Genomic DNA, 25,861 nt, shown 5'->3' on the forward strand with positions numbered 1-25,861 from the left:
CGGGAAGAGCTTTTCTACATCGATGACGAACTGGGGCTCGAGGTTGTCGGCGAGTTCCTGGTCACCGGTAAATACACGGACGTAACAGTCGTCGGTAAGTCCCGGGTGGGTCTCGACCATGTGTTCCTGAACGACGGCGCCGCCGGGCATTGCGTGGTTCACGACGTGGAGATACTCGTTGATGGTTTCAGGAGTAACTTCCTTGCCGAGACGCTTCTGCAGGGTCTGGTGGGCCATGTCCATGGACACGATTACGGTTCTGCGGATATCATCCCACATCTGCTGCATGGCAGCATTGTTGACGAAGTGCAGATCATCACCCTCAACGAAGGTTCCGGTACCGGAGATCTCGTAGGTCATCAGCTGGCGCTGACCCATCGGGATACCGCCAAGGTGACAGTGTTCCGGATCATACATGGAGATTCCACGTGCTGCTTCGATCTTCTTGTTGGCTGCCATGAACTCCTTTTTACGGGCAGACTGCTGGACGCCGTTAAACTTGTAGAACTCTGCAGTGGTGGATTCAACGTCCTGTTTTGGGAACTTCTGCTTGAGTGCATCAAGGAAAAGTTTCTGGGTCTTTTCTACTTTTGCCATATTACTCAGGCCTCCTTGGGCATGAATCCGTATTTCGTACGGAGGGCGTGGATACGCTGAACGTATGCAACATATTCACTGTCGGAACGGAATGGGGTTCCGACAAGGGAGTGGAACATCGGGGTGTTCTCTTTGAGCCAGGCTGCGTCCATCGGTTTGCCGACAGCGACTTTGCGGTCAAGGGGGAGAGCCACCTGATCTTTAACGTATTTTACAACACCGTCGGTGTCGAGAATACATCTCTGTACTGCGTCGAACATCATACCGTTCTCTGCGAGACGGAGGGAGTGTCCATGCACGGTTGCACCGCGGATACCAACGGTTGCTGGGTCAAAAAGACTGCTCTCGACAAGTTCGCGTGCGTATCCTTCAAGGTCACGCTCACGGCACTCGACGATCTGACGGCCGGAGAGAGTTCCCGGGTCGATACCACGGTAGCGGTACATCTCGAGATAGGTTCTCTGGTAAGGCTGACAGGGTGCGTTCAGCATAGAGTCAGCGAACTGAATGTATCTGACACGGTCACCTGCTTTTGCGCCTTCGGTCGGCTGAACGATCTTACGGATCGGGCAGTCGGGTTCACCCTGCTCTGCGAGCGGGGGGTGTGCGGACGGGTATGCCTGTCCTGGTGCACGGTGTCCCATGATAAGTACAAGGTCCTCATCAGTAATATTACGAATCTTATCGAGCTTTACGTTCGGGTTCATCTGGTTGCGACGAACTTCCGCGACGCGGGAGGTTCCCGGCCCGTATTGTGGTGTATATGCCATTTTTATGTTCCTTCGTAGATTTTTTCAATCATTCACGGAAAAATCCGACCGATTACCGGTCGGATTTGTCAGCTTCTGCTATACGGGTATTAAGTTATGCAACTTTTGCAATTGCCTGGATCGGGCGTGCAAACTCTTCGATCTTACCGAAGGTCTCACCATAGATCTTGGCGGTTCCTTCCGGAGAGAACATCTGAGTGCCTGCATCAAGTGCACATGCTGCAACTGCACAAGGCATTGCGACACCTGCTGCGTGGCGGGTAACGACGTGGTTTCCGTTGAAGATACCAGGTCCTCCTCCACCATAGATGGAGTGGCTGAAGAAGGAGAAACCAACGCCGGCTCCCATAACTCTTCCAAAGTCGGATCCCGGAAGTCCGGTTTCGTGTTCAAGAAGGTCGTTGAAGTAGAGTAACGTGGAGGATGCAGCCTGTGCCATTCTTCCAGCTCCTGCATTGACCATGGTTGCGGCGAGGGTGCCGGCGGATGCGTAGGCGTTCCAGAGCATCGGATCCTTGGTCTCGTAGGGTTTGAAGTAGCCGCCTGGGGCTCCTGCAGTCTGCGTGATGACTTTGTCTTCCAGTGCACGCTCGACTAAGGACTGAACAACAGTACCGACAGTTCCCGTCTGGCCGTTTGCTTTCACAATATCGTAGACGATGTTGTTGGCGTTAAGACCCTGGTAAGCAAAGAGTAAGAGCTGTGCACGCTCGAATGGGCCGATTGCGTTACCCATCTCGAACTGACCTGCATGCTCGAAGGTGGATGCGAGGGCTGCACCCTGCATTGCGTTTCTGTGGGTCATCATTACAGTCTGGTTTGCCGGAATGTTACGAAGTGCATATCCAAGAGACTCGTTGTTCTGCGGGATGGACATGATCATAGAACATGCTCCGCCTGCGAGATCCATTGTGACCGGGTAAGTACCGAATGCTGCTGCTTTGACAGTGTTTGCGTTGAACATGTCAACGTTGAACTGCTCAACAACTGCGTAGGTCGTTGCTGCTGCTACAGAGGTAAGAGCTGCATCGTAGGTCGCAGCTGCTGCAATACGTGCCGAGGGGACTTTGACGAGCAGAAGTTTACCGCCGTTGAAGCGTTTGATCTCCGTGTCGTCACCTGTTTCAACAGAGACGTACTCTTTGATCTTTGCTTCGATAGCATCGATATTTCCAAGGATATCAAGGTCAAGTTCGCGTCCGAGGATCTGCTGGTGCTTACCGATCTTACCTGATTTCAGACCTTCCTGCATACCGCCAAGATTGACTGCAACGGAACGTTTTGTGTCGTCAATGATCTTCTTGACTGCCGGGTTCACAAGCGGGCTGATCCGCTCAAGGGATATATTACTCCGTAAGAGTTTACCATTGTCATCATATAAGTCGATGACATCCTTGTATTTTGCCATAATGTTTACCTGTTTTTACTTCATGCAAATCGCATGCTTTTTACCGAACGGAGTTTTATTTAATGGGACAAAATCTGTTCCAAGGAGATTGGACAGACTTATTTTACCAATATACATAATTAACACAAAATACTATCAATTAATATATTAGTAACAAAATAATCTCCAGTTCTCCATATTTGTTTTTTGTTAAATGATTTATATCTTGCTTTATTAGTCAAACATACTCTATTCTAAGCATTTCATTAAATGGTGGATATACGCTCTCATAAAGTCAAATCTGATAAATTTATATTGAACAAAGTGATACGATTAATAACAGAAATATTACAATGTGGCTGGTTCGGAATTTTATGGCCCGCATCTTGGTCCTATATTCGTGGACAAAAATCATTCGGCCGGTGTAGATGATTCTATAATAGAATATGTCACGTCCCCTCTCGACTTCACTCCGTTTGTCTGATTTTTTGCCTAAAAAAAGTGTATTTCTGGTAATGCTGGAATTATTTCCAGCCATTTTTACTGATTTTTATCAGGAGGTCCTGTAACGATTCTATGGGAAAATGAGAGAAAACAGACTCTCGGATATCGAATATCCGGTTATTTGTCATCCATCTTCCTGCAGGAAATATGTGTAGTTATGTGCGCTCTTGAGTTATTCCCCGTATCCTTAACCCCTCCGCGCCGTAAATGAGGGATTAATCTTACATCTTCGAATCAGATCTCATAGGTGCCCGGGAGTTTTTCTCCCTCCCTATCGCTTTTCAACATCCTCATCGCATTCAGTATCGCAATGAACGCAACCCCTACATCTGCAAACACCGCTTCCCACATATTCGCGACACCCAGTGCAGCAAGGATCAGCACAAGGAACTTTACTCCGAGAGCGAACACGATGTTCTGGACAACGATGTGCATCGTCCTGCGTGAGATATCTATCGCAGATATGATTTTCAGAGGGTCATCATCCATAAGAACGATATCGGCCGCTTCGATAGCCGCATCGGATCCAAGCGACCCCATCGCGATCCCGATATCGGCACGTGTAAGGACAGGAGCGTCATTGATCCCATCCCCGACAAAGGCCGCCGAGCTGCCTGCCCTTTGATTAGCCAGGATCCTCTCCATCACTGAGATCTTATCTTGGGGAAGAAGACCTGCATAATACTCGTCGATCCCCAATTCACGGGCAATTGAAGCCGCCGCAGGCGGAGAATCCCCGGTTAACATGACAACACGCCGGATACCACGTTTTTTCAATTCTGCAATTGCTCGAACGGCAGTAGGTTTGACTGTGTCGGCGATCACTATCCAGCCGGCATACATTCCGTCAACGGCAACATGAATCACAGATCCTGCTGAATTCATATCTCCGGCATCGACCCCCAGTTCCTGCATAAATCCGGAGTTTCCTACTGCGATCCGGCGACCAAGATACAGGGCAGTAACACCATGGCCGGCATACTCGGAAATATCCGTCAGATCACCGGTATGGACAGGCTGCTGATATGCAGCCCGTAACGAAACGGCGATCGGATGGGTGCTGTATGCTTCTGCATGTGCAGCAAATGCCAGCAGTTCACTCTCCGACATACCGACCGGATGTATCTCAGTTACGGAAAAACTTCCTTTGGTAAGCGTGCCTGTTTTATCAAAAACAAACGTGTCAGCTTTTGACAACGCCTCCAGATAACTGCCTCCCTTGACCAGTATCCCTGATCGGGACGCCCCTCCGATCCCGCCAAAGAAACTGAGCGGAACTGATATTACAAGGGCGCACGGGCATGAAACGACGAGGAAGATCAAAGCACGTTCGATCCATACGGGAAACGGCTCGGCAAGAATCAGCGGCGGTATCACTGCTAAAATCAAAGCGGCGATGACGACAACCGGAGTGTAATACCGGGAGAATCTCGTGATGAACTGCTCGGACTTTGCCTTATTACCAGCCGCGTTCTCAACTAACTCAAGAATGCGGGTGACGGTTGATTCGCTCAGCGGCTTTGCTACCCGGACATGCAGAACCCCGCTGCCGTTGATACATCCGCTGATCACCTGGTCGCCGACACCTACGTCGCGGGGAAGGGATTCTCCGGTGAGCGAAGCTGTATCCAGTTCTGACGAACCTGATATCACCACGCCGTCGACAGGGACCCGATCCCCTGCTTTGATCACGATCTGGTCTCCGACCAGCAGTTCATCGGGATCGACGGAGATGATCAACCCGTCACGCTCGAGATATGCATGATCCGGGCTGATATCCATAAGATCAGCGATCGATCTGCGGGATTTCTCCACTGCATAGCTCTGAAATAGTTCGCCTATCTGATAAAATAGCATCACGGCAACGGCCTCAGGATACTGTCCAAGGAAAAATGCCCCGATCGTCGCGATCGACATCAGAAAATGTTCATCAAAAACATTGCCGTGAAGAATATTTTTACCGGCACGCAGAAGTACATCCCCGCCAATCACAAGATAAACGGCAAGAAACAGCACAAACTCGGCATACTGCGAGTAGGATTCGGGAAAGACCCCGCTTGCTGAGAGCAAAACGGCGATAGCAAAGAAAACCGACGCTGCGATTATCCGATACAGTGATCGGCGCTGTTTTTTTGTTAGAGTAATAGTCATAGAACGGATTCGTTACTCCTTGATGAAACAGTCGGGCTCAACCCGTCTGCAGATGACCGCAGCTTCTTTGAGGATATCGGGAAAACGCCCCTCATCCGCATCGAGAACAAGCCGTCTGGTCATGAAACTGATACTCGCCTCGTGGACGCCCTCAATCTTTCTTATTCCGTTTTCCATAACGGCTGCACAGTGTGCGCAGTCAAGATTTTCCAGTCTGAAACTCTTTTTCATAATGTTCTCCAAATACATATCTTCATTGGATTTCAGGAGATATCAAACAAACAGTGACTCGGAGAACAGGTAGTTTCCTGCAGGAAACTGCATATAGGGATGAAATCTGCCTATTCCGGCAATACGCTCATTATTTATAGATAAAACTCAAACCATGTGAACGATTCTCATGGACGTAGAACGCACGAGTAATTCATGCGGCATTCTATCTACGTTCCACGTTTTCTTTTTCTTCTTTAGATAGGAGAACCACCGTTACGTTCGCGTATCATGGTTCTCCGCTTGATCTGATACAGCGACCGTATGGTGTCGAAAACGCCCGAATCACCCAAAACTAGGTGAATTTCTATGTTAGGCATCAGTGACCCGTGGGTATGGATGACATACCTCATCTGCTTGATAGCGCTGCTATTCTGCGGAATCTACGGATACATAAATTGGAACAAGGACAGTGATGATGATGACGGTAAGCACTGAGCTAACGATCGGCATCGTCGCATTCTACCTTGTGATGATCATAGGTATCGGATATTACGGATATAGACGAACAAAAAAAGTTGAAGACTACATGGTTGCCGGACGAAATACGCATCCGGTTATAATTGCCCTATCCTACGGAGCCACGTTCATCAGCACATCTGCCATCATCGGTTTTGGCGGGACATCCGCTCAATACGGAATGAGTCTGATGTGGCTGACCGTATTGTGTATCGTGGTCGGGGTGATCATCGCCTTTATATGCATGGGGAAACGGATCAGACGGATCGGAAAAGATCTTGGAGCCCTGACCTATCCTGAACTCCTCGGTAAGATGTATGGATCGAAGAAGATCATCTATGCTACCGGCGCGATCTTTGTCGCAGCAATGCCTCTGTACACAGCGGCAGTGCTGATCGGCGGGGCACGTTTCATTGAAACGACCCTGGGTATCCCGTACATGACAGCCCTGCTCGGTTTTGCCGGAGTTGTTGCGTTGTATGTCGTAATAGGCGGTCTGATGGCCGTCATGTACACCGATGCGGTCCAGGGAGCGATCATGCTCGTCGGTATGGGTGTTCTGCTTGTGCTGACCTACATCTATCTCGGAGGCGTGACAGCGGCTAACAGTGCACTTGACTCAATGGGATCTCTCGTTCCAAGCACACTCTCCTCAATGGGTATGACCGGCTGGACCTCCATGCCGGAGTTCGGATCTCCTATCTGGATGACGGTCATTACGACGCTCGTTCTCGGCGTGGGAGTGGGCGTCCTTGCACAGCCTCAGCTTGCGGTAAGATTCATGACAGCAAAAGACGGCAAATCGCTGAACCGTGCAATTCCTATCGGCGCTCTCTTCATCGTGATGATGACGGGAGTAGCGTTCACCGTCGGACCTCTGACGAATGTGTATTTCATGGATACAGTTGGGATGCTCGCAATCGATGCTGCCGGCGGAAATGCAGATTTGATCATTCCGCTGTACATCAACTCGGCGATGCCTGAACTCTTTGTTATCATCTTCATGCTCACGCTGCTTTCGGCCGCCATGTCGACCTTATCATCCCTCCTGCATACCATGGGTACCACACTCGGCGGGGATATCTTTGCCAGAATGAAAGGGGTTCGCTACTCGATCAGGGCAAATCAGATCGGTATCGTGGTAATGATGATCGTCAGTGTTATACTCGCGGTGATGATGCCTGGAAGTATCATTGCCCGGGCAACCGCCATGTTTATGGGCCTGTGCACTGCAGCCCTTCTGCCGGCTTTCGTTCATGGGATCACCTCAAAGACTCCGTCCTATCTTGCTGCAAAATGGAGTATGACTGCAGGTGCCGGAGGCTGGCTTCTCTGGGCGGTTTTCTGTCACACGGCGGAGTCGAAGATGCTTGGAATATGTCATGCACTATTCGGGGTAGACTCTCTCGTCAGTTCACCTTGGTGTTATCTCGACCCGCTGGTCGTCGGAGTCGTCCTCTCGGTCACTATCCTTCTTGTCCTGATTCCTATGGACAAGCATAAGATAACGCATGAGGATCAGATGAGTTTGAAATAAACCCTCCCTTTTTTGATCTTGGCTTATGCTGAAAGCCCTGTATTTCTTGAGGAAAAATACCTGCATCACGTTCGGGATTGCTGAGACTAAATTAAAAAAAGAGAAAGGATCAGGCGTTTCCGATCCAGTAAGCTACTTTGTCAGGGTTTGCATCGATCCATGCTTTTGCGGCATCCTTCTCAGACATTCCTCCGGCGATCGCATTCATCACCGAGGTGATGTCGGCAGTCGTCCATTCGAATCTGCTCAGGATTCCATATGCCTTCGGGTCATCGGTCTTCAGATCAAGACGTGAAAGTGTCACGATGTCCTCAGCTCCGCCGTAGACACCCTTTGGATCCTCAAGGAACTTGAGATCATACCGGCTGAACTTCCAGTGCGGCGACCATCCGGTCACAACGATCCATTCATTTTTATTGATCGCTGACGCGAGTTCAGCCGCCATGCCTGCACTGCTGCTCGTCACCAGAGTGAAATCGAGATCATACTCGTTAATTGCCTGCTCGGTTCGGGATGTAATACCTGCTCCCGGCTCGATGCCGACAATCCTCTTGTCAAACGAATCGGCAGCGCTGTTCAGCTCCTCGATCGAGTCGATCGTTACATAGGACGGGACAACAAGACCGATGCGTGCCGCACCCTTGATGTTTTCATGCACATAATCGATTTTGTCTCCGTAGGAGTTCCAGTAGTTCTCATGAGTATACGGCAGCCATCCGGTCGTCGTAAAATCAACATCTCCTTTTGCAAGTGCCTGGAAGAGCGGGCCTGCATCGACCGCGACGAGCGTGACGTCATAACCTGCTTCTTCGAATACCTGTTTCATTACATTTGTACTGGCAATAGCGCAGTCCCATGTGACATACCCGATGCTGATCTCTTTTGCTGGTTCAGACGGCTGGGAAACACACCCCGCAGTGAAAAGAACGAGCAGTACGAGAAGCCCGGTGATTATGATCAGTGTTGTTTTCTTTTGATTCATAGATTATCTCCATTAATGATTACCCCCAGTAAAGGGGGTGAATAATACCTGAAGGATGCATGACTCTCATAGCGGTCATACACTCTCCATCGTGTTTGACGGGGTTTCGTTTTTTTATGCGGATACGGGAACGCACGTTCCTGTCACTTACTTCCGTACTTTGGTACAAGATTTTGCGTGATCCGGTCGAAGATGATCGCAAGTATCACGATTGCAAGACCTGCCTCGAATCCCATCCCGATATCCACCCTTTGGATACCCACAAGAACCTGATACCCAAGTCCGCCAGCTCCGATCATTGAAGCGATCACGGTCATCGAAAGGGCAAGCATGATACACTGATTGACCCCGGCCATGATCGTTGGAAGTGCAACCGGAAGCTGGACCTTGAACAGTTTTTGTCTGGGAGTTGCGCCAAACGCATCAGCCACCTCGATAAGTTCAACAGGAACCTGTCGGATGCCAAGCGTCGTGAGACGCAATGCCGGAGGCATGGCAAAGATCACTGTTGCGATAATGCCCGGCACACTGCCGAGACCGAAGAAGATAACGGCTGGGATCAGATACACAAATGACGGCATCGTCTGCATGAAATCCAGAAACGGCCGAAGGATCGTGTTCAGTGTGTCGCTTCTCGCGGCCGCGATCCCTATCGGTATCGACAGAGCGAGCGCGATCACCGTTGCGATGAGGACAAGGACCACTGTGAGCATCGAAAGTTCCCACAGACCAAGATCCCATATCAGCAAAAGACCAAGAGCCGTCAGTATCGTCATTTTAAGATCATGACGCGTAACGAACCAGACGAGAACGCTGATAAGCACGATCAAAACCGGAGCCGGTATGGCAAGCAGGAGATCCTCAAATCCGCTCACAAGTACGCGAAGACCTGTGCTTATCGCGTCAAGCAGCCAGGAGAAGTACATCTCTATCCAGTCAACGATGATCTCAACAACATCTCCGATAGGAAGTTTCGGCAATTCCATCATGCCTCACCTCCTTTTCTTGCGAGTGCAGCCAAAATGGATGCGCGGGATACCAGACCGTGCATTCTGCCGTTCTCATCCACCACCGGAAGAGGGTGATTACTCTGGACGATCAGCGAAAGAATGTCGGGAATTGTCGCATCGGGTGCGACGGTGGCAACATCGGTCCTCAGGATATCAGACAGATTTTTTCCTTCCTTAACTGCACTAACGGTGTCCTCAAGCGTCACAAATCCCCGGAGAATCCGGTGGCGGGTGATAACAAATATCATTGAGATATCATGCTCTTCCATCAGGTGGAGAGCCACCCGCGGGCCGGCAGTGCACTGGGCAACCGGTTCTGGACGACGCATGACGTCTTTTGCCGTGAGGACACGGGTCAGGTCAACATCGGCGACGAACTTTTCGACATAGGCATTCTCCGGGTTGGTCAGGATCTCCTCCGGCGTGCCGATCTGAACGATCGATCCGTCTTTCATCAGCGCAATCCGGGTGCCGAGTTTCAGTGCTTCGTCAAGATCATGGGTCACAAAGATGATCGTCTTGCCAAGCCTCTCCTGAAGTTCCAGCAGTTCATCCTGCATATCCCGGCGGATAAGTGGATCAAGAGCACTGAATGCTTCATCCATCAACAGGATGTCAGGGTCGCTCGTTAGCGCACGGGCTAGACCGACCCGCTGTTTCATGCCGCCTGAGAGTTCGGAAGGCATACTTGACCCGTAGCCGCCAAGGCCGACCATCTCAAGGACCTCTTCGGCCCGCTGATTACGTTCATCTTTGGAAACGCCCATGATCTCAAGACCAAAGGCAACGTTGTCCAGAATATTTCTTTGCGGAAGAAGTGCAAAATTCTGGAAGATCATACCAAGCTTGTGTCGGCGGATATGCCGCAGCTCTTCATGATCCATGCCGACGATTTCCACACCGTCGATCTCGATCTTACCTTCGGTCGGATCAATAAGACGATTAATACAGCGAAGGAGCGTTGATTTTCCGCTCCCGGAAAGACCCATAAGAACAAAGGTCTCTCCCCGCATAACCTCGAATGAGACGTTATGCAAAGCTATCGTCGCTTTTGTCTCGTCGTAAACTTCCTTTTTCGACCGGCCCAAACGATGAAGTTTCAGCGCTTTCTCCGGGTCATGCCCAAAGACTTTGGTCAGATCCTGTACACGAATGATCGGCTCTGATTCAGGCGGATCTCCGCTGCATACTATTTCAACTATAACGAAACCCTCCAACTTAGTATTTGTTGTTAATCTTTGTTAAAATGACCCATTCTCAAAAAAACTCAATTTAAACGGGAATTTTGATTTTTGACTCATTATGCCCCTCAATTCAAAATTTAAGCTCTCTGCGTCCATAAAATCAAAATTTATTTGAATATTGCGAATGGATTTTGCAATAAATCTCATATTGGGCTTGGATTTTTTGAAAATAATAATCCATAATCTTACGCACAAAGTGCAGATAAAAAGCTTCTGCGCGCGCGTCTCTTCGTCCCTCGTCACCTGGTGGAATCAGTCGGTATCTGCAGAGAAAGAGGCGCGTCTTCTGTTCAGTAAAACGACGGCCAGAAATATCAGAACAACGCCGGTCATGTTGACAAGTGTCATCTGTTCATGGAAAAGGAATATCCCGATAAGGGTCGCTACCATCGGTTCGACAAACGCCATCACTGATGCTTTTCCTCCTTCCACATACTTCAGACCTTTGGTGTACAGGAAGTAGGGAAGGACCGTACATCCTATGCTGAGGATCAGAACATACAGCAGGATCCCGGGATTTTCGGCAGAAAGCCATATCATCCCGCCGACATCACAAAAAGGAAGGATGCCGACACCCGCAACCACAAACGTGTATGCAGTGATCGTGATCGGATGATATTTTTTGAGAGCCAGCCTGCCGAAGATCGTGTATAAGGCATACCCGAATCCTGATCCAAGTCCGATAAGGATACCTATCTCTGTGATGCCGGTGACCCCGCCGCCAAGTATCCCGGCGGTCAGAACACAGCCGCTGAACGCCAGAATTAGGGCAATGCCTTTTTGTGCCGTCATATGTTCATGAAATAAAAACAGCGACATCAGCATCACAAAAAAGGGTGCCGTATACAGCAGTACCGAGGCCATTGAAAGAGTGAGATACTGAATCGACGTAAAGTAGCAGATATTGAAAAACACGATACTCAGCAGTCCCGTTCCGATAAACAGCCAGATATCCTTTGGAGCTATCTTCAGTTTCTCCCGGTCAGTGAGCAGCAGGGCCGTCACCACGCATAGAGCGGTCACTGCGCAGCGAGCAGCGGTTATCTGGACCGACGTGAATCCGGCGGCCTGGAGTTCCCGGGTAAAAATACCAATCGTTCCCCAGCAGACTGCTGCAAGTATGATGAGAAAAGGAGCAAGCCGTTTGTCACTTAAACGCCGGGGTGTGAAGGTACGTGCAGATCCCATGGGGAGATTCACCATTCTAAGAAAACGCTGATCGTTCCTGAGGTATTGTCATCCAAGCTACTTAAATGAGACAGAGAAGAGCTGCGAAATTGACTCAAAGGCCGGATATCAGATGAAGGCAAAAAAAGTATGAGGGGTGGATGAATTTGCGAGGGTTGGACTGAATGAAAGCTGGTGTGCATCTGGCCTGTGTGTAAAGAACAAATTTTTACAGGTTTATCACTCCCTGAATACATTCTCAAAGATCATGTCTGAACCTGTATCATTCAGACGCCGGCGTTCCTCGGGTTCCTCGGCATAAGCAAGGACCGGGAGCGTCATGTCAACACCCGGCGTGTGGCCAAACATCTTTTCAAGTTCGACCTGCTGGGCATGCATGAACAGGGCGTTTGGGATCTCGGCCGGACAAAGCTCCTGGCACTGCCCGCAGTTCACACAGGAGTCGGCGATGTGGGCGAATCTGATCAGATGAAACATGAAGTCGGGCGGCGTCTTTGTCTGGTCAATAAGATGGGGTTTTAGCGTCGAGCATTCGACACAGTAACAGATCGGGCAGTTCTCGATACAGGCGCGGCAGGCAATACAGCGGGATGAGTAGTTCATGATTGTGGTGAGCCGGTCTCTTCCTTCTTGCAGTTCATCGAACTGACTTTTCTGTGCCTTTTTCCCCATCTTGATCATGACGGTTTCGATTTTTCCCCGGATCTCGAGCCCTTTCGGGTCGGGTCCGCAGATATCGATCGCGCCGTTACTGACTGCCCCGTCGAATACAGAGGCGCCCTTTGCGGAACATATCTCGACAAAGGTTGCTTTCCCTGCTTTTTCGCCGAAAACACCCCAATTTCCGCAGGCAAGGTCCGCCTGACGGGGGATCTTTGTCTCACAGCGCTGACAGTTTGCCCGGCGGCCGAGCCCCTCCTCTTCGAGTTCGTCGATCTTGATGCCTTTATGCTGCCCGTCTTTGGTCATCACGATGAACTGTCCCTTGTCGATCTCTTCCTTGACTACGTCATCAGGATCGATGCCGTATTTTTCTTCGATCATTTTGCGGGCAACGGTTGGGGAAACGGATCCTCCGCAGTTGAGACCGATCGAGAGGACATTGTCCATGTTGATCTGCTGACGTTTGGCGAGTTCATAGAGCGCCTTCACGTCGCATCCTTTGACGGTGATTGCTACTTTGATGTCTTTTGCGCCGTTCAGATATTTTTTGATCAGTTTCGGGAGAAGGAACGTACCGCAGTGCAGTGATCCGGCGCAGGAAGCGAGTTCTGCCGGGTCGGTGATAAAGACCGGCAAAGGATCATAGACATCATATCCTTTTCTCACGGTCAAAACGACATCGACGATCTTTTGCTCCAAAGCGTACTTCAGAAGGGAAATAACTGCCCCTCCGCATTCTCCTTTGATGTCGGCGGATTTCGTCCATGCATAGAACATATCGCCTTTTTCTGACATATTCAGACCTCCTGAACAAATACGCCTTCAGGTTTGGCGATCTGTTCATATGTGCTGTTTCCAAATGCGGATATCTCGCCGGCGAGTGCGGTGTACATCTCCTCCGGAGTACCGGAGGGAATACCAAGTCCCATCTTTTCGGCAAGTTCAGCGAGGACTTCCTGCAGGGATTTCACACCCTCCGGTGAGTCGACGGCTTTTCTGAGCATTTGAACGCGTCCTTCCCAGTTGGTAACCGTCCCATCACTTTCGTGCTGTGAGGCGATCGGCAAAACGATGTCAGCGATGGCTGACAACGAGGTCTCAGCGGAGGCTGCGACAACGGTCAGTTCGAGACTGTCAAGTTTCTGAAGGATATCTGCATAGATGTCCTGTTCCATCAACGGTGTTTCGGCGATGACCAAGGCAGCTTTTGTACTTTCCTGGAGAGATAGAGGTCCTATGCCCATGAGTGAAGTACCCCGCCCGTTGTTTGTATCGTACAATACTGCCGCGCAGATCCCGAGTCCCTCCGCGAGTTTTGCAGCGGCTGAATTATTTGCCATATATACAACTGCCGGATGAGCTGCGTTTTTCAGAAGCGCTCCGAATCCGGGCGGCAGCTCTTTGTATTCGTCAGTTATTTCGACTGTGTCTGCCTGAACGGCCGTGTAACTTTGGGGGCCTAAGTAGAGGAGACGTGCGCCGTTTTCTTTTGCCTGAAGGATCCTGTTTCCGGTAAGAGGGAGGGCCTGCATTACGTTTCCGAGTGCCAGAATGACATCAGCATCCTTAAGTTCATCAAGTTTCACTGTCGGAACACCTGATCCGCCATGTATAACGCCTATTGCGGCACCTAATGAGTGAGCAAATTTCCAGACGAGATACTGTGTTTCATTGGTGATCCGCGGCGAGGTGATAATAATAATTTCACCCGCAGCATACTTTTTAAGCTCAGCCGCTTTACCGATGGCCGTCTCCCAGTCTGAGGTTTCTCCTTTGACAACAGGCTGCACGACCCGCCCTTCGTTCAAGGCATCGGCAGCGTGAAGGCCGCGGGAACAGAGTTTTCCTGAGCATACGGGAGAACGATTTGAAGGGGCAACACCTACAGTTTTTCCGTCACGGACAACGAGATTGAGTGCACAGCCTGTACCGCAATACGGGCATATGGTGGTCACATATTTCATCTGCATGATTTTACCATAAAAACGGTCAAGTTTGTCAACATTTAATTGTGATGTTAACTAAACCCTTGATTTCTTTGTTTTCGATTATTAATGGTGGCTATGTTAATCTAATGGTATGTACTAATGTGATTATTCTGTAATACTAATTAACAACGCGCATGGTTGGGCACAAAAACATCTGTGTCTGTCTTTCAGGACATCACAGTTTACAGAGTTTGCATTCCTGACTGCCGCAGGGCAGATTATCGATTTTCCACGTGAGCGCCCAGTATTTTATCGCTTTGACGATCTCCATCAGTTCGATCCCGGCAGGGGTCAGGGTATACTCGGAACGGACGGGAATGACCGATGCATCGACGGTATTCGTGATAATGCCTTCCGCTTCCAGCTCCTGCAGTCTCTCTGAAAGTATTTTTGGTGTGATCTCCGGGAGACTCCTTCGCAGTTCAGAAAATCTCCGGGTGTAGTTATCTCCTTTGAAAAGTTCTAGAATTATCAGAAGTGTCCATTTTTTAGTCAGATATTTGACCGTTAGATTTACTGTGCACTGCGAATCCATAGTATTGATATTACCACTTTCCTGTATATACGTTCGTATATATAATATACTAATTATTCAATAAACACACATCTGAAAATAGATAAATAGTTATCAGTATTCAAATAACTAACCTGACTCTGCATCCACGCTCATTGGTATGTGAATCTTTAGGGTGTAAAAAGAGATTTTTGCCCGGTCTCTTTTTTAGAGAAGGGGTGAAAGTTCGTGGGCAAGGTACTTCTGAAGTGCTTCGGCAATCGTCACCGGCTCGGCGAGTTCATATGCCGCGATATCTGCGGCTTTCAGTGCTGCACTTGCATTCACACCGCTTTTTCCGGTGATGAGGACCGAGACGCCGTTTGATGCGAGCAGCTGGACGACCTTGGGTCCGACGCCGCTTTCCGCATCGGTGAAGGGGTTCTGGAATATCGAGGCGGTATTCGATGAGAGATTGATCACTGCGAAGTAAGGGGCGCGGCCGAATCTCAGATCTGCGGGGGAGTCAAGCGATGTTCCTGTCGAGCTGATACAGACGATATGGGCGGGGTGCTCGTGTTCCTCGTGGTTTTCTCCGCCGCATGCATGGTCGTCGTGCGAGCAGGTACTTGTTCCCGCAGTGAGCGTTCCGTTGGCAAACGCTTCCGCTGCACGGCCGAGATCTCCGGAAACGCCGAGGATGACCTCGATGCCGTTTTCTTCGAAGAGGTCGATCGCACGCGGCCCCATGCCTCCGGCGATGACGATGTTGACTCCTTCAGCAGCAAGCAGGCGCGGAAGTTTTCCAGGTTCATGACCTGGGCTTTGCAGATCGGGAAGCCGAGTCATCTTGCCGTTTTCAAAGTTGAACAATGCATAGCTCATACAGTGACCAAAGTGCTGGGATACCAGACTTCCATCCTGTGCAATGGCGATTTTTTTGATTTGCTGTGTCATAACAATAGTACACATATGCGCGAAAATATAAATAGTTATTCATTTAAGCACTGAATCAAAACGTCTGGAAACAAGATCCGAATGATTACTCGGAAATGTCGGGAGTTTCGGTGAGAGTATCGGGGATGTTGTCAATAATATCCTGAATAGATGACGCTTTTTCCAGCATCCGCATCGTTTCAGGATGGGGGAGGCAAAGATGCCCGGCCAAAAATATTCATCGTATCCGCCCCGGTTTTGAAATGCAAGTTTCGGTTTTTCCAGAGAAAATTGTGCGCAGATGCCTTTTGTATTGCCGCGGGCATCCAGTTTTATCCAGTGATCTTCGAGAAATACTGCATTGAAGCAGTGAACGCAATATCCAAGGGTGTCGTCGTCTGCAAGGGTCAGGTGCTGAAAACAAAATCCTGCCGGGATATTCTGTGACCGAAGGAGAGCGGCAAGGAGGTTTGCTTTTGCATGGCAGATGCCGGTTTTATGGTGAAGCACATCCGAAGCTTTTGCCGTGATAATGTCTGCGCCTATATCGAATGAATGGGGGATCTCGTCTCTGACGAAGAGATAGGCGGTGAGGGCCTTTTCGCGATCCGAGGTTTCATCAGAGAAGAGCTCGCCGGCTTTTTTCTGTATGAGCGGGTGGGAAAAATCAACATACAGATCTTCTGCGAGAAATTTGTCCACTGTCATTTTTCAGAGTATGTAAAAATGAAAAGTTATGCCTGGGCCGCCCGTCTGACCAGATCCGACGCGACATCTCCTGCCTTGTTCATGATTTCCTCAGCGCCCGGGATCACGCCGTCATGCATTAGGATGACGCCGTCACAGATCGTCGTCGAAACTGCAAGCCCGCTGGTTGCATACACTGCGTTGGAATCCGTGCTGAAGAAAGGCACGTTCAGCGGGTTTCTGCCGATAAGGATCAGATCCGCGAGACGGCCGGGAGCGATCACGCCGGCATTGAGTCCTAACGCCTTTGCTCCGTTTTGTGACGCGATTTTAAGTGCATCAGCGGCCGGCATCACGGTCGGATCGTTCCAGAAGAATTTTTGGAGGATCGCGGCTGTTTTCATCTCGGAAAACATATCGAGCGCATTGTTCGAGGAAGCTCCGTCCGTTCCGAGAGCTACGTTCACACCGGCTGTCTTCATCTCCGGATAAGGAAGAGCGCGGTTTCCGGCAAGTTTCATATTGCTTATCGGATTATGGACTGCGGTTACCCCTCTTTTTGCAAGAAGTGTGATATCGCCCCCATCCAGCCAGCAGCAGTGCGCCGCAATGCACTGTTCAAAGAGCACGCCGCAGTGATCCAGCCATGCCGGGGGTCTCATTCCGTGTGCGGCAACACAGTCGGCGACCTCCTGCTCGGTCTCCGAAAGATGGACATGCAGAGGGATCTGCTCCTTTTTTGCGTACTCGGCGCACCAGGCAAGCCCTTCTTCTGAAACGGTGTAGACCGCATGCGGGGAAACGCCCGGCATCACGCGGGGATTGTGCAGACTCCTGATATTTTTGACCGTCGATTCCATGATCCGGGCTTCAGACTCGAACTTCGCATGATCACCGCCGTCGATCATACAGTAGGAAAGACAAGCTCTGATGCCGGCTTCGTCAACGGCGCATCCCACCGACTCCATCTTAAAGTACATATCGTTGAAGGTCGTGGTCCCGGTCCGGATCATCTCCAGGCAGGCGAGTTTTGCCCCCCAGTAGATATCGTCTTCTGTGAGGTGCGCCTCTGTCGGCCAGATCTTGGTGGAAAGCCACTCAAAGAGCTGCATATCATCCGCATATCCCCGAAGAAGACCCATAGGGGAGTGGGTGTGCATATTTATCATACCGGGAAGTGCAGTCGCCCCGTCCCCGTCGATAATGAACTCTGCGTCGTGATCGGTGATCTTTTCTCCGACCGCCCCGATCATTCCTGTGCCGTCGAGGTAGATCTCCTGTATTTTTCCGTTCAGGCTGACGTTTCTGATGAGAATCGGGACCTGTTTTCCAAAGATGTCTGTGTCTGTCATGCGAGTTTTTCCACGATTTTTGTTATGATGGCCGTTATCCGGTCACCGTTTTGCTTTGAGATCGAAACGATCTCGTCATAGTCCGGAGCAGAAGATCCGCCTATGCCGTTAGCATAGTTGTCGACCGTGCAGAGAGCCGCGGCGGGAATGTCAAGTTCGTTTGCAAGAGTGAGTTCGCTTGCAGCGGTCATGCCGACCACATCGGTTTTTTTGGCAAAGAAAGCGATCTCTGCCTGCGTTTCGAATCTGGGACCGCGGGTCTGAAAGTATGTTCCCGTTTTTCCCTCAGGAATGATCTGCGCGAGTTCTTCTCTTAACGCTGCATCGATCGACGGAGGGGTATGGCCGATGTCGTTATCGTGCAGGGTGGGGATGTCCCAGGGGGAGAAGTAATCGTCCGGGATCACGATGCTCCCCGGCAAAAGATTATCATGCATGCTTCCGGTAGAGCCGAAGATGATGAGCCGGTCGACGCCGAGAATTTTCATGGCCGCGAGATGGGCACGGTGATTGATCCGGTGAGGGGGCGTGTTGTGCTGATGACGGCTGATAAAAACGATCAGGCCGACATGGGCCAGGACCGGGCCGAAGGGTGTTGATACACGGATTTTTTCCAGAGGGGGCAGACGCGCCTGCAGGAGGGCTGTACCCCCAATGATTCCTAACATAGTCTGAATACTATTTTTCCGTCGAAGATATATAAGAGTCTGTTCAGGTGTGCGGTTTTTAGAGGAATGCCGTGAGAATGAAGTAGATGCCGATCAGGATTATCCCGATCCCGATGATGATGTCGAGGGTGTTTCCGCTGAGTTTGGTGATCTTGCGGATCTTTTGACCAAGAGAGCCGCCGACCGAACTGAGAATGAACAGAGGGATACTCAGACCTACTGCATAGATGAAGATGGTGAGAAGACCTTGGAGGGGGGTCTGGTAGAGGGCGATGTAGGTGAGAACGATGAGGAGCATGGGTGCGCCCCGGCCGACAGTTATTGCTCCAAACGAAAGGCCGAGAAGGAATGCCCCGATGAGGGTATAAGCATTTGGGAGACGGAACCGGTTGAAAATGCGCCGAATGGGCGGTTTGTATAGATGAAGGAGCTGGAGTCCCATCGCGATCATGAGGATGCCGCCAAGAATCCAGGCGACCGTACTGTTGATGAGGAGGATATACGTGCCGAAAAGTCCGGCGAGAAGGCCGAGAGGGAGAAGGGTCAGAACTGTTCCCATACAGAAGGCGGTGACGAGTCTGAGTATTGCTGGAAGGGCGAGGGTGGTTTTACCGCTGGTAAGGTAGCCGATAAGACCCAGGCAGATGACACTGTTGCATGGACATATCCCTGCAAGGAGGCCGAAGATCAGGATGCCAGTGAGGGAAGGATCGAATACCGCGGTCATGTTTATCTTATGTATGAGGTGCCTCGTGATGAATTATGGTTTCGATGATTCGCAAGAGGGATTGACGGGATTTTTTCGAAGGAGAAAACAACATCTTTTTATTGCCAACTGTCCTATTGGTTAAGGCACATATAGTGTGTTAGCGGGCCGGTAGATCAGTGGTAGATCGCGTCCTTGGCATGGACGAGGCCGCGGGTTCAATTTCCGCCCGGTCCATCCCGTTTTTTCAGATAATTTCCGTTTGTGTCACTGTTGTATTTATTTTGCTTTTTGGAAACTATTATTCGTATTCGGCGTATTTACCGATCTCTCGATGCCGGTCGTCAAAGAACTCATTATCGCAGGCTATGTATTTCGGTGCATCTTCTGTCTGCTGGGTTGTGTTCTGGCAGCCTTCGTCATCGCCCTGCATTTGAAAGCAAGCCTTCTGATGATGACCGGCGATGCTTTCGTAAGGGCGGTATCACAGGTCTCGAAGAGCCAGTTCGGTTATAGCAAAATGGGATTTGACAACACGGATGAACAAGATCTTCACGGCAGAAAGGAATCAAAGATGACTACATCAAAAAAAGATCCTGCTATCTCCAACTCCTCCTCATTTTTCACCGTCCAGCCCACACTGCAAATATGATAGAGCCGCGCGCAGATCTGGTTGGACAGCTGGTTTCTATACCGGATATCATATGCTAAGAAATCAGGCCGGGTGAAAAAATTCGTCAGACAGTTGGTCAGAATGAACTTTTTACTCCAGGATAAGGGAGCAGCTTCCTTGAAGAAGTTCGTACTTAAGTTGCCCCGCAGAAATTCCGGGCGATTCCGTCTGAACCACTGAACGATCATCGGATTAAATGATTCGATACAAAATACTCCCTCATAGGAATCAAGGCATCCTGCTGTCTTCTCGCACAAGTCATGATAATCCGACACGGAATCGGATTTCAGCTCAACGATCACCGGGACCTGTCCGCGAATCTGACCGAGAGCTTTCTCAAACGAAGGGATCCGTTCCTCTGACAAAAACAGCCGATGGGTCTGAAGCAGTTCCAAACTGCTGTCCGCAGTTTTTACATCGGCGCCGCACGCCCGTTTCAGATCGAAATCATGAAAGACGACCACTTCTTTATCGCGGGTCAGCTGAACATCGAGTTCGATCCCATAGCCTGCATCGACCGCTTTTTTAAACGCGGACAAGGAGTTTTCGGGTGCCGCCGCCGCATTGTCATACACCCCTCTGTGCGCAATGTAAGATGTCTGAAATGGGATCAGCCGCTCTTTTCTTGATTTCCCGGGATAGAGTAAAACCAGATACAGACCAACCGGAGTGAGAAGGAGGAGAAGAATATATAGACTGTTCATAGCCTGACAGGTGGCAAAAATTCGATCATGTTCTGCCTACTTCCCGGCTGATATGTCGTATCTGTGATTCGGCGTTCCATTTCACGGGTAAGATCCATGAAGAAAAAAAATGCCTGAATTATTCAGGCAAACGATTTATTGTTATCCGGTTCTTCACCAGTAGCCTGAGAAGCAACTGCCGCTGTGATAACCTGCGTCACAGCGTTGCGGACGATCTCAAGACCCTGTATCAGTGTGGCATCATCGGTCGTTAATGCCGGCATCAGTTTGACAACCGAGTCTTCCCTGCCGGAGAGCTCGATGATCAGGCGGTTCTCAAAGCACAGATGTCTGATCTGCTGAGCCGTTCCTGCGGGATATGCGCCGCAGTCGATACCCCACATCAGTCCAAGGCCGCGGAAGTTCAGATCCGGGTCGATAAGCGGCAGATTTGCCGCCAGATAATCCTGAACGATCTTGCCTTTACGTACGGTCTCTTCGATGACATGTTCCCTGAGCATGAACTCGAGGGCTGCCTTTCCTGCGACGAATGAAAGCTGGAAGCCTCTGAATGTTCCGTTGTGCTCACCCGGTGCAAGAACATCATACTCCGGCTTTACCAGAGCAATCGAGCACGGCATGCCGATACCGCCAAGGGATTTTGCCATGACCACGATATCGGGGACGATACCTCCGCGTTCGAACGAGAAGAACGCTCCTGTTCTGCCGCATCCTGTCTGGATCTCATCCAGGATCAGGAGCATGTCGTGTTTATCGCACAAGGCGCGTATGTCTCTGAGCCACTGATCAGAGACGATATTGATCCCGCCTTCTCCCTGAACTGACTCGAGAATGATAGCCGCCGGTTTATCGACCCCGCTGTGATCATCACTCAGGATCATATCGATATACTCAATCGTGTCCAGATTCTTCATCATCGTCGGATGGGGGACATGCGTCACATTTCCAAGAGCCACACCGCAGGCTTCCCGTGCAGATCTTTCTGTTGTCAGCGCCAGAGCTCCAAGTGTCATCCCATGGAATCCGCCCATCAATGCCAGTACATTGGATCTGCCTTTCGCCTTTCGGGCGATCTTTAATGCAGCTTCAACGGCGTTGGTCCCGGTTGGTCCCGGAAACAGGACCTTATAATTGAGACCCCGCGGCTGCAGAATATTCTTCTGCATAAACTGGATGAACTCACCCTTGGCGATGGAATACATATCCAGCCCATGGACTAATCCGTCGCTCTGCAGGTATTCGATTACTTTCTCCTTGATATAGTCATTATTATGACCATAATTACAGCTGCCTGCTCCGCAAAGGAAATCGATATACTCGATTCCGTTCTGATCGATCAGTAAAGAGCCTTTGGCTTTTGAAAAAATAACCGGATACTTCCGACAATACGACCGCACGTTACTTTCGAACTCTTCGAATACGGTTGTTTCCATCAAGACGTCATTTGTGTTTTCAAGACCCATAGACCACACTCCTAGTTTTGGATAGTATGAATGTACAGGAAATCTAGCCCCGCACACCGGGCGGCTCTGAGATTACTAAACTTAGTTGCCCCCCCCTAGGCTTAAAGGTGTCCCTCGTAAAAGAATTGATTATGGCCTGATTTATGGACTTTCGGACGGAATTTACAGAGTTCAAAAAACCCCCTGCATGCCCGGATTTTCTATTCTTGACACAGGGGGGGTTGAATAGTTTTTGGTCTGTTCGACCCGGGGATGTATGGTAAAAAATTGAGGGGCATCCACGCGCATACTGATGATAATATGATCCTGCCCGCAAACCTCAGGTCCGCTGTCTTGCGACGGTGATCTCACCCCGATCGTTGATGCCGATGACCTTCTCCCCTGCGTCCCTCAGCTGTTTGATATAACTGATCACTTCGTCGGTGAGCTGTTCTCCCGGACAGATGAAAGGGATACCCGGCGGATATGGAATGATGGAGGATGCGCAGATCCTGCCTGCCCCTTTAGTCAATGGAATGCGTTCTTTGTCCTGCGGTACAGGGAACAGTTGAAGTTTTTCTTTGAGGATTGCAGGGACGGAAGATTTTTCCGGCGAGGGGGCCGGTACAGCACTGCAGCATGCGCTGATATCTTTCAGAGCTTCGATGAGCCGCTTGACGTCTTCGAGGGTGTTGCCGATCCCTGTCATGCACATGAGGATCGGACCGGTGGTGAGTTCTGCAAAGATCCCGCGTTCCATCAGGAGTTCTTCGAGACGTGAGCCGTCAATGCCGGCAGTGCTCATGTCGAGATTGATCTTTGTGATGTCCATACTGATACCTGCGTCAGTATTCAGCGGACTGCCGATGATCCGGAGACCTTTGATAGTGTCCGCCTCTTTATAGAAATACATGAGGTTTTCATACCACTCGGTCATGAGCGTTTTTCCGTGTTCTTCGAGGAGGTGAGCGTTTATGTCGAGTGAACCCATGAGGAGATAGGAAGGGCTGGTGGATTCCAGCATCTGGAGTTTGTCCTCCAGAACGTAATGATCGACCCGGTCTGAATTGAGATTGAGCACAGCGCTTTGCGTGAAGGAGGCGAGGGTCTTGTGGATGGAGTTTACGACGATGTCGGCTCCCTGCTCCTCGGCGGATTCGGGCATGTCGGTGAATTCGGCTTTGCGGAAAAATCTGAGATGTGCCCCGTGCGCCTGATCGACAATGAGGGTCTTACCCTTTTTGTGAACGACCTCGGCGATCGCCCGGATGTCGGAGCAGATCCCGTAATAGTTGGGGGACGGGAGAATAACTGCCTCGGCGTCGGGATTTTCATCCAGACACCGTTCGATCTCATCAGCTGTGATCCCGCCGGATATGCCGTATTCACTGATGATCTCGGGATAGGCATAAACAGGCTGGATATCGGCAAGAACGAGAGCGTTGAAGATCGCTTTATGTGAATTGCGTGCCATGACGAGTTTTTTGCCTTTGGGAACGGAGGCCATGACTGCGGCAATGACACCGCAGCTTGTACCGTTGATGAGGAGATAGGAGCGTTGTACGCCGTAAAGTCTGGCATATTTTTCCTGAGCTGCTTTGAGGATACCCTCGGTCTGGAAGAGGTTGTCGGCACCTGGAATCTCGGTGATGTCACAGTCCATCATCTTTTTGAGGAAGTCACCATAACCAAACCGCCTGTAGACAGCGGAGCCTTTGTGTCCCGGCATATGGAAGGAGACGGTTTTTTTGTCTGCATGTTCAGTCAAAAATGATATGATCGATAGTGTACTCATGATATTCCCTTGTGAATAGAACGTGCACCTGCTGCGGAATTATATTTTTGGGATGGCATGTAATGCGGGTCGAATGAATTGGCATTTTGCATCGAAATCCTCGTCTCCAAGTCAGCCCGGATCCTGAATTTATTATTTTTCGTAACCCATCTCTCTCAATGAGATCCCTGTTTTTTCAGCTTTCCGGGGCATTATCGCACCGCGCGGTCAGGGGTTTATAACTCCCCGTGCTGATAATTACATGGAATGTCGGAACTAATGCAAAAGATCCAGCGGGCAACCAGCTCGCAATTTTTTGACCAGACGGGACGAAACGAAGGAAAAATCCATCAATGCACCCCGATGAGGATCCTTCTCGAAGGAACCTGCTCCTTTGACTGCGCTTACTGTCAGATCTGCACGAAAAAAACCGGCATTTCCTTCACGCCTGAAGAACTCGCTCACGGTTTCCTGGAACTTCATCGTCAGGGAAAAGCCGGCGGCCTTCTCCTGAGTACCGGGATCCCCCGCGGAGATGTCGACCTTGGCATGGAAAAACTCACCGAGACGGCAAAGATCCTTCGGACTTCGGGATACAACGGATACCTCCATCTCAAAGTTCTGCCGGGATCCAGCCGGACCGACATAGTTGAAATGGCAAAGTATGCCACCCGTCTCAGTATCAATCTCGAAGCGCCAAACTCGTCATACCTCTCCGAACTTGCCAGTGTAAAAAACTATACATCCGACCTTCTCACCCGGCATAAATGGCTTGCCGAGATCATGCCCAAAAAACACTCTACCCAGTTTGTGGTCGGAGCAGCCGGCGAATCGGATGCTGACATCTTTCAGACGGTCATGACAAGTTATGAAAAATATGATCCTGCAAGGGTCTACTACTCAGCATTCTATGCTGTCACCGGAACACCGCTGGAAAACCATGAAAATACTCCTCTCTGGCGTGCAAACAGATGGTATCAGGTCGATGCCCTTCTTCGGCTCTATGGATATGAAAGGGCTGAAGCTTCCCTCGCTTTTGATGAAAACGGCATGCTTACGAACACTGATCCGAAGATCCTTCTCGCAAAAGATCTCCCGGCAGTCGACCCGGCAGCCGCAGGATATGCCGAACTTCTTCGCGTACCGGGCATAGGTCCGGTATCAGCCGGAAACATTCTGAAAATCCGGGAACTTCACAACGTCAGAGAGCCTGAAACCCTTCGTGAATGCGGCGTCATCATGAAACGGGCAATGCCTTACCTATCTCTGAGCCGCACGCGTCAGACTACTTTTGCCTCCTGGTGCTGATTACTCCGGCAACAAACAAAGCTATTTGTCGATTCGCATAGAATAACTAAGTACCTTTTTGGATAACACATAAGGAGAAAAGCATGAACAAAACCATCATCACCGTCGTTGGAAAAGATGCCGTCGGCATCATCGCAAAAGTGTGTACATATTTGTCGAATAATCAGATCAATGTCGAGGATATATCCCAGACGATCGTTCAGGGATACTTCAATATGATGATGATCGTTGATACCGGAAACGCGAGCGTGCCTTTTGGCGACATGGCCCGCGATCTTGAACAGATCGGTCAGGAGATCGGTGTCCACATCAAATGCCAGCGTGAAGAGATCTTCGAAAAAATGCACCGTATCTAAGTAAGAGGCACG

The 25,861-nt window shown here is 50.1% G+C and carries 23 protein-coding genes, 1 tRNA gene and 1 pseudogene; 5 read left to right on the top strand and 20 right to left on the bottom strand.

Going from position 1 to position 25,861, the window contains the following annotated elements; all coding sequences use genetic code 11:
• The 5 genes and pseudogenes from EYA77_RS05880 to EYA77_RS05900 form a co-directional block, all read right to left on the bottom strand.
• Window positions 1-597: pseudogene (locus EYA77_RS05880) on the bottom strand (methyl-coenzyme M reductase subunit alpha); the annotation flags it as partial.
• A gap of 5 nt (window positions 598-602) precedes the next feature.
• Entirely contained in the window at window positions 603-1,367 is a 765-nt protein-coding gene (mcrG, locus tag EYA77_RS05885) for a coenzyme-B sulfoethylthiotransferase subunit gamma (protein WP_042699348.1), read from the bottom strand.
• A gap of 94 nt (window positions 1,368-1,461) precedes the next feature.
• The gene (mcrB, locus tag EYA77_RS05890; protein ID WP_042699345.1) at window positions 1,462-2,775 is read right to left on the bottom strand and encodes a coenzyme-B sulfoethylthiotransferase subunit beta; all 1,314 of its coding nucleotides are present in this window, start codon (window positions 2,773-2,775) and stop codon (window positions 1,462-1,464) included.
• 717 nt (window positions 2,776-3,492) lie between these two features.
• On the bottom strand, window positions 3,493-5,409 hold the full coding sequence (locus EYA77_RS05895) for a heavy metal translocating P-type ATPase (protein WP_167816179.1): 1,917 nt from the start codon (window positions 5,407-5,409) through the stop codon (window positions 3,493-3,495).
• Between the two features lie 12 nt (window positions 5,410-5,421).
• The gene (locus EYA77_RS05900) at window positions 5,422-5,640 is read right to left on the bottom strand and encodes a cation transporter (protein ID WP_167816180.1); all 219 of its coding nucleotides are present in this window, start codon (window positions 5,638-5,640) and stop codon (window positions 5,422-5,424) included.
• A gap of 348 nt (window positions 5,641-5,988) precedes the next feature.
• Here EYA77_RS05900 and EYA77_RS09965 point away from each other — a divergent pair, with 348 nt between their 5' ends.
• Together EYA77_RS09965 and EYA77_RS05905 are read left to right on the top strand one after the other, a co-directional pair.
• Window positions 5,989-6,117, top strand: a complete 129-nt coding sequence (locus tag EYA77_RS09965) for a symporter small accessory protein (protein WP_342664214.1) — start codon at window positions 5,989-5,991, stop codon at window positions 6,115-6,117.
• A complete protein-coding gene (locus EYA77_RS05905) occupies window positions 6,095-7,675 on the top strand; it encodes a sodium:solute symporter (RefSeq protein WP_167816181.1) in 1,581 nt (526 codons plus the stop codon). Before EYA77_RS09965 ends, EYA77_RS05905 begins: the two co-directional genes overlap by 23 nt.
• A gap of 109 nt (window positions 7,676-7,784) precedes the next feature.
• Here the strand turns inward: EYA77_RS05905 and EYA77_RS05910 are convergent, their stop codons facing one another.
• From EYA77_RS05910 to EYA77_RS05965, 12 genes are all read right to left on the bottom strand, one after another.
• Window positions 7,785-8,657 carry a glycine betaine ABC transporter substrate-binding protein gene (locus tag EYA77_RS05910; protein WP_042699336.1) on the bottom strand — a complete coding sequence of 291 codons (873 nt, stop codon included), beginning with the start codon at window positions 8,655-8,657 and terminating at the stop codon, window positions 7,785-7,787.
• Between the two features lie 143 nt (window positions 8,658-8,800).
• Complete coding sequence (locus tag EYA77_RS05915; RefSeq protein WP_042699392.1) at window positions 8,801-9,643, bottom strand: proline/glycine betaine ABC transporter permease; 843 nt, start codon at window positions 9,641-9,643, stop codon at window positions 8,801-8,803.
• On the bottom strand, window positions 9,643-10,884 hold the full coding sequence (locus EYA77_RS05920) for a glycine betaine/L-proline ABC transporter ATP-binding protein (RefSeq protein WP_095641884.1): 1,242 nt from the start codon (window positions 10,882-10,884) through the stop codon (window positions 9,643-9,645). The genes EYA77_RS05915 and EYA77_RS05920 overlap by 1 nt, the downstream gene beginning before the upstream one ends.
• A gap of 279 nt (window positions 10,885-11,163) precedes the next feature.
• Window positions 11,164-12,099 (bottom strand): DMT family transporter, encoded by a 936-nt coding sequence (locus EYA77_RS05925; protein ID WP_245241205.1) that lies wholly within the window; start codon window positions 12,097-12,099, stop codon window positions 11,164-11,166.
• A gap of 219 nt (window positions 12,100-12,318) precedes the next feature.
• Entirely contained in the window at window positions 12,319-13,557 is a 1,239-nt protein-coding gene (locus EYA77_RS05930) for a Coenzyme F420 hydrogenase/dehydrogenase, beta subunit C-terminal domain (RefSeq protein ID WP_042699330.1), read from the bottom strand.
• 2 nt (window positions 13,558-13,559) lie between these two features.
• Window positions 13,560-14,732, bottom strand: coding sequence for a molybdopterin oxidoreductase family protein (locus tag EYA77_RS05935; RefSeq protein ID WP_167816183.1), 1,173 nt, complete (start codon window positions 14,730-14,732; stop codon window positions 13,560-13,562).
• 193 nt (window positions 14,733-14,925) lie between these two features.
• Window positions 14,926-15,285, bottom strand: coding sequence for a helix-turn-helix domain-containing protein (locus EYA77_RS05940; protein ID WP_042699324.1), 360 nt, complete (start codon window positions 15,283-15,285; stop codon window positions 14,926-14,928).
• Between the two features lie 186 nt (window positions 15,286-15,471).
• Window positions 15,472-16,200 carry a NifB/NifX family molybdenum-iron cluster-binding protein gene (locus EYA77_RS05945; RefSeq protein ID WP_081406685.1) on the bottom strand — a complete coding sequence of 243 codons (729 nt, stop codon included), beginning with the start codon at window positions 16,198-16,200 and terminating at the stop codon, window positions 15,472-15,474.
• 39 nt (window positions 16,201-16,239) lie between these two features.
• Window positions 16,240-16,887: a transglutaminase family protein gene (locus EYA77_RS05950; protein ID WP_245241207.1), complete on the bottom strand. Its 648-nt coding sequence runs from the start codon at window positions 16,885-16,887 to the stop codon at window positions 16,240-16,242.
• Between the two features lie 26 nt (window positions 16,888-16,913).
• A complete protein-coding gene (locus EYA77_RS05955) occupies window positions 16,914-18,218 on the bottom strand; it encodes an amidohydrolase (RefSeq protein WP_167816184.1) in 1,305 nt (434 codons plus the stop codon).
• A complete protein-coding gene (locus EYA77_RS05960; RefSeq protein WP_167816185.1) occupies window positions 18,215-18,886 on the bottom strand; it encodes an MTAP family purine nucleoside phosphorylase in 672 nt (223 codons plus the stop codon). The genes EYA77_RS05955 and EYA77_RS05960 overlap by 4 nt, the downstream gene beginning before the upstream one ends.
• 58 nt (window positions 18,887-18,944) lie before the next feature.
• Window positions 18,945-19,613 (bottom strand): cytochrome c biogenesis CcdA family protein, encoded by a 669-nt coding sequence (locus tag EYA77_RS05965; protein ID WP_167816186.1) that lies wholly within the window; start codon window positions 19,611-19,613, stop codon window positions 18,945-18,947.
• Between the two features lie 144 nt (window positions 19,614-19,757).
• Between EYA77_RS05965 and EYA77_RS05970 the strand changes: the two genes are divergently transcribed.
• Window positions 19,758-19,829: transfer RNA gene (locus EYA77_RS05970), tRNA-Ala, on the top strand.
• 315 nt (window positions 19,830-20,144) lie between these two features.
• On the opposite strand, the gene EYA77_RS05975 is transcribed toward EYA77_RS05970, so the two are convergent.
• From EYA77_RS05975 to EYA77_RS05985, 3 genes are all read right to left on the bottom strand, one after another.
• Window positions 20,145-20,969: a glycerophosphodiester phosphodiesterase family protein gene (locus tag EYA77_RS05975; RefSeq protein WP_167816187.1), complete on the bottom strand. Its 825-nt coding sequence runs from the start codon at window positions 20,967-20,969 to the stop codon at window positions 20,145-20,147.
• 122 nt (window positions 20,970-21,091) lie between these two features.
• On the bottom strand, window positions 21,092-22,402 hold the full coding sequence (locus tag EYA77_RS05980; protein WP_167816199.1) for an aspartate aminotransferase family protein: 1,311 nt from the start codon (window positions 22,400-22,402) through the stop codon (window positions 21,092-21,094).
• A gap of 349 nt (window positions 22,403-22,751) precedes the next feature.
• Complete coding sequence (locus EYA77_RS05985; RefSeq protein ID WP_167816188.1) at window positions 22,752-24,206, bottom strand: aminotransferase class I/II-fold pyridoxal phosphate-dependent enzyme; 1,455 nt, start codon at window positions 24,204-24,206, stop codon at window positions 22,752-22,754.
• Window positions 24,207-24,452: 246 nt separating this feature from the next.
• Between EYA77_RS05985 and EYA77_RS05990 the strand changes: the two genes are divergently transcribed.
• Entirely contained in the window at window positions 24,453-25,493 is a 1,041-nt protein-coding gene (locus EYA77_RS05990) for a radical SAM protein (protein WP_245241209.1), read from the top strand.
• An 83-nt stretch (window positions 25,494-25,576) separates the two neighbouring features.
• A complete protein-coding gene (locus tag EYA77_RS05995; RefSeq protein WP_042699302.1) occupies window positions 25,577-25,849 on the top strand; it encodes an ACT domain-containing protein in 273 nt (90 codons plus the stop codon).
• Window positions 25,850-25,861 lie beyond the last annotated feature (12 nt).

Source organism: Methanocorpusculum sp. GPch4 (assembly GCF_012062385.1).
GTDB lineage: Archaea > Halobacteriota > Methanomicrobia > Methanomicrobiales > Methanocorpusculaceae > Methanocorpusculum > Methanocorpusculum parvum.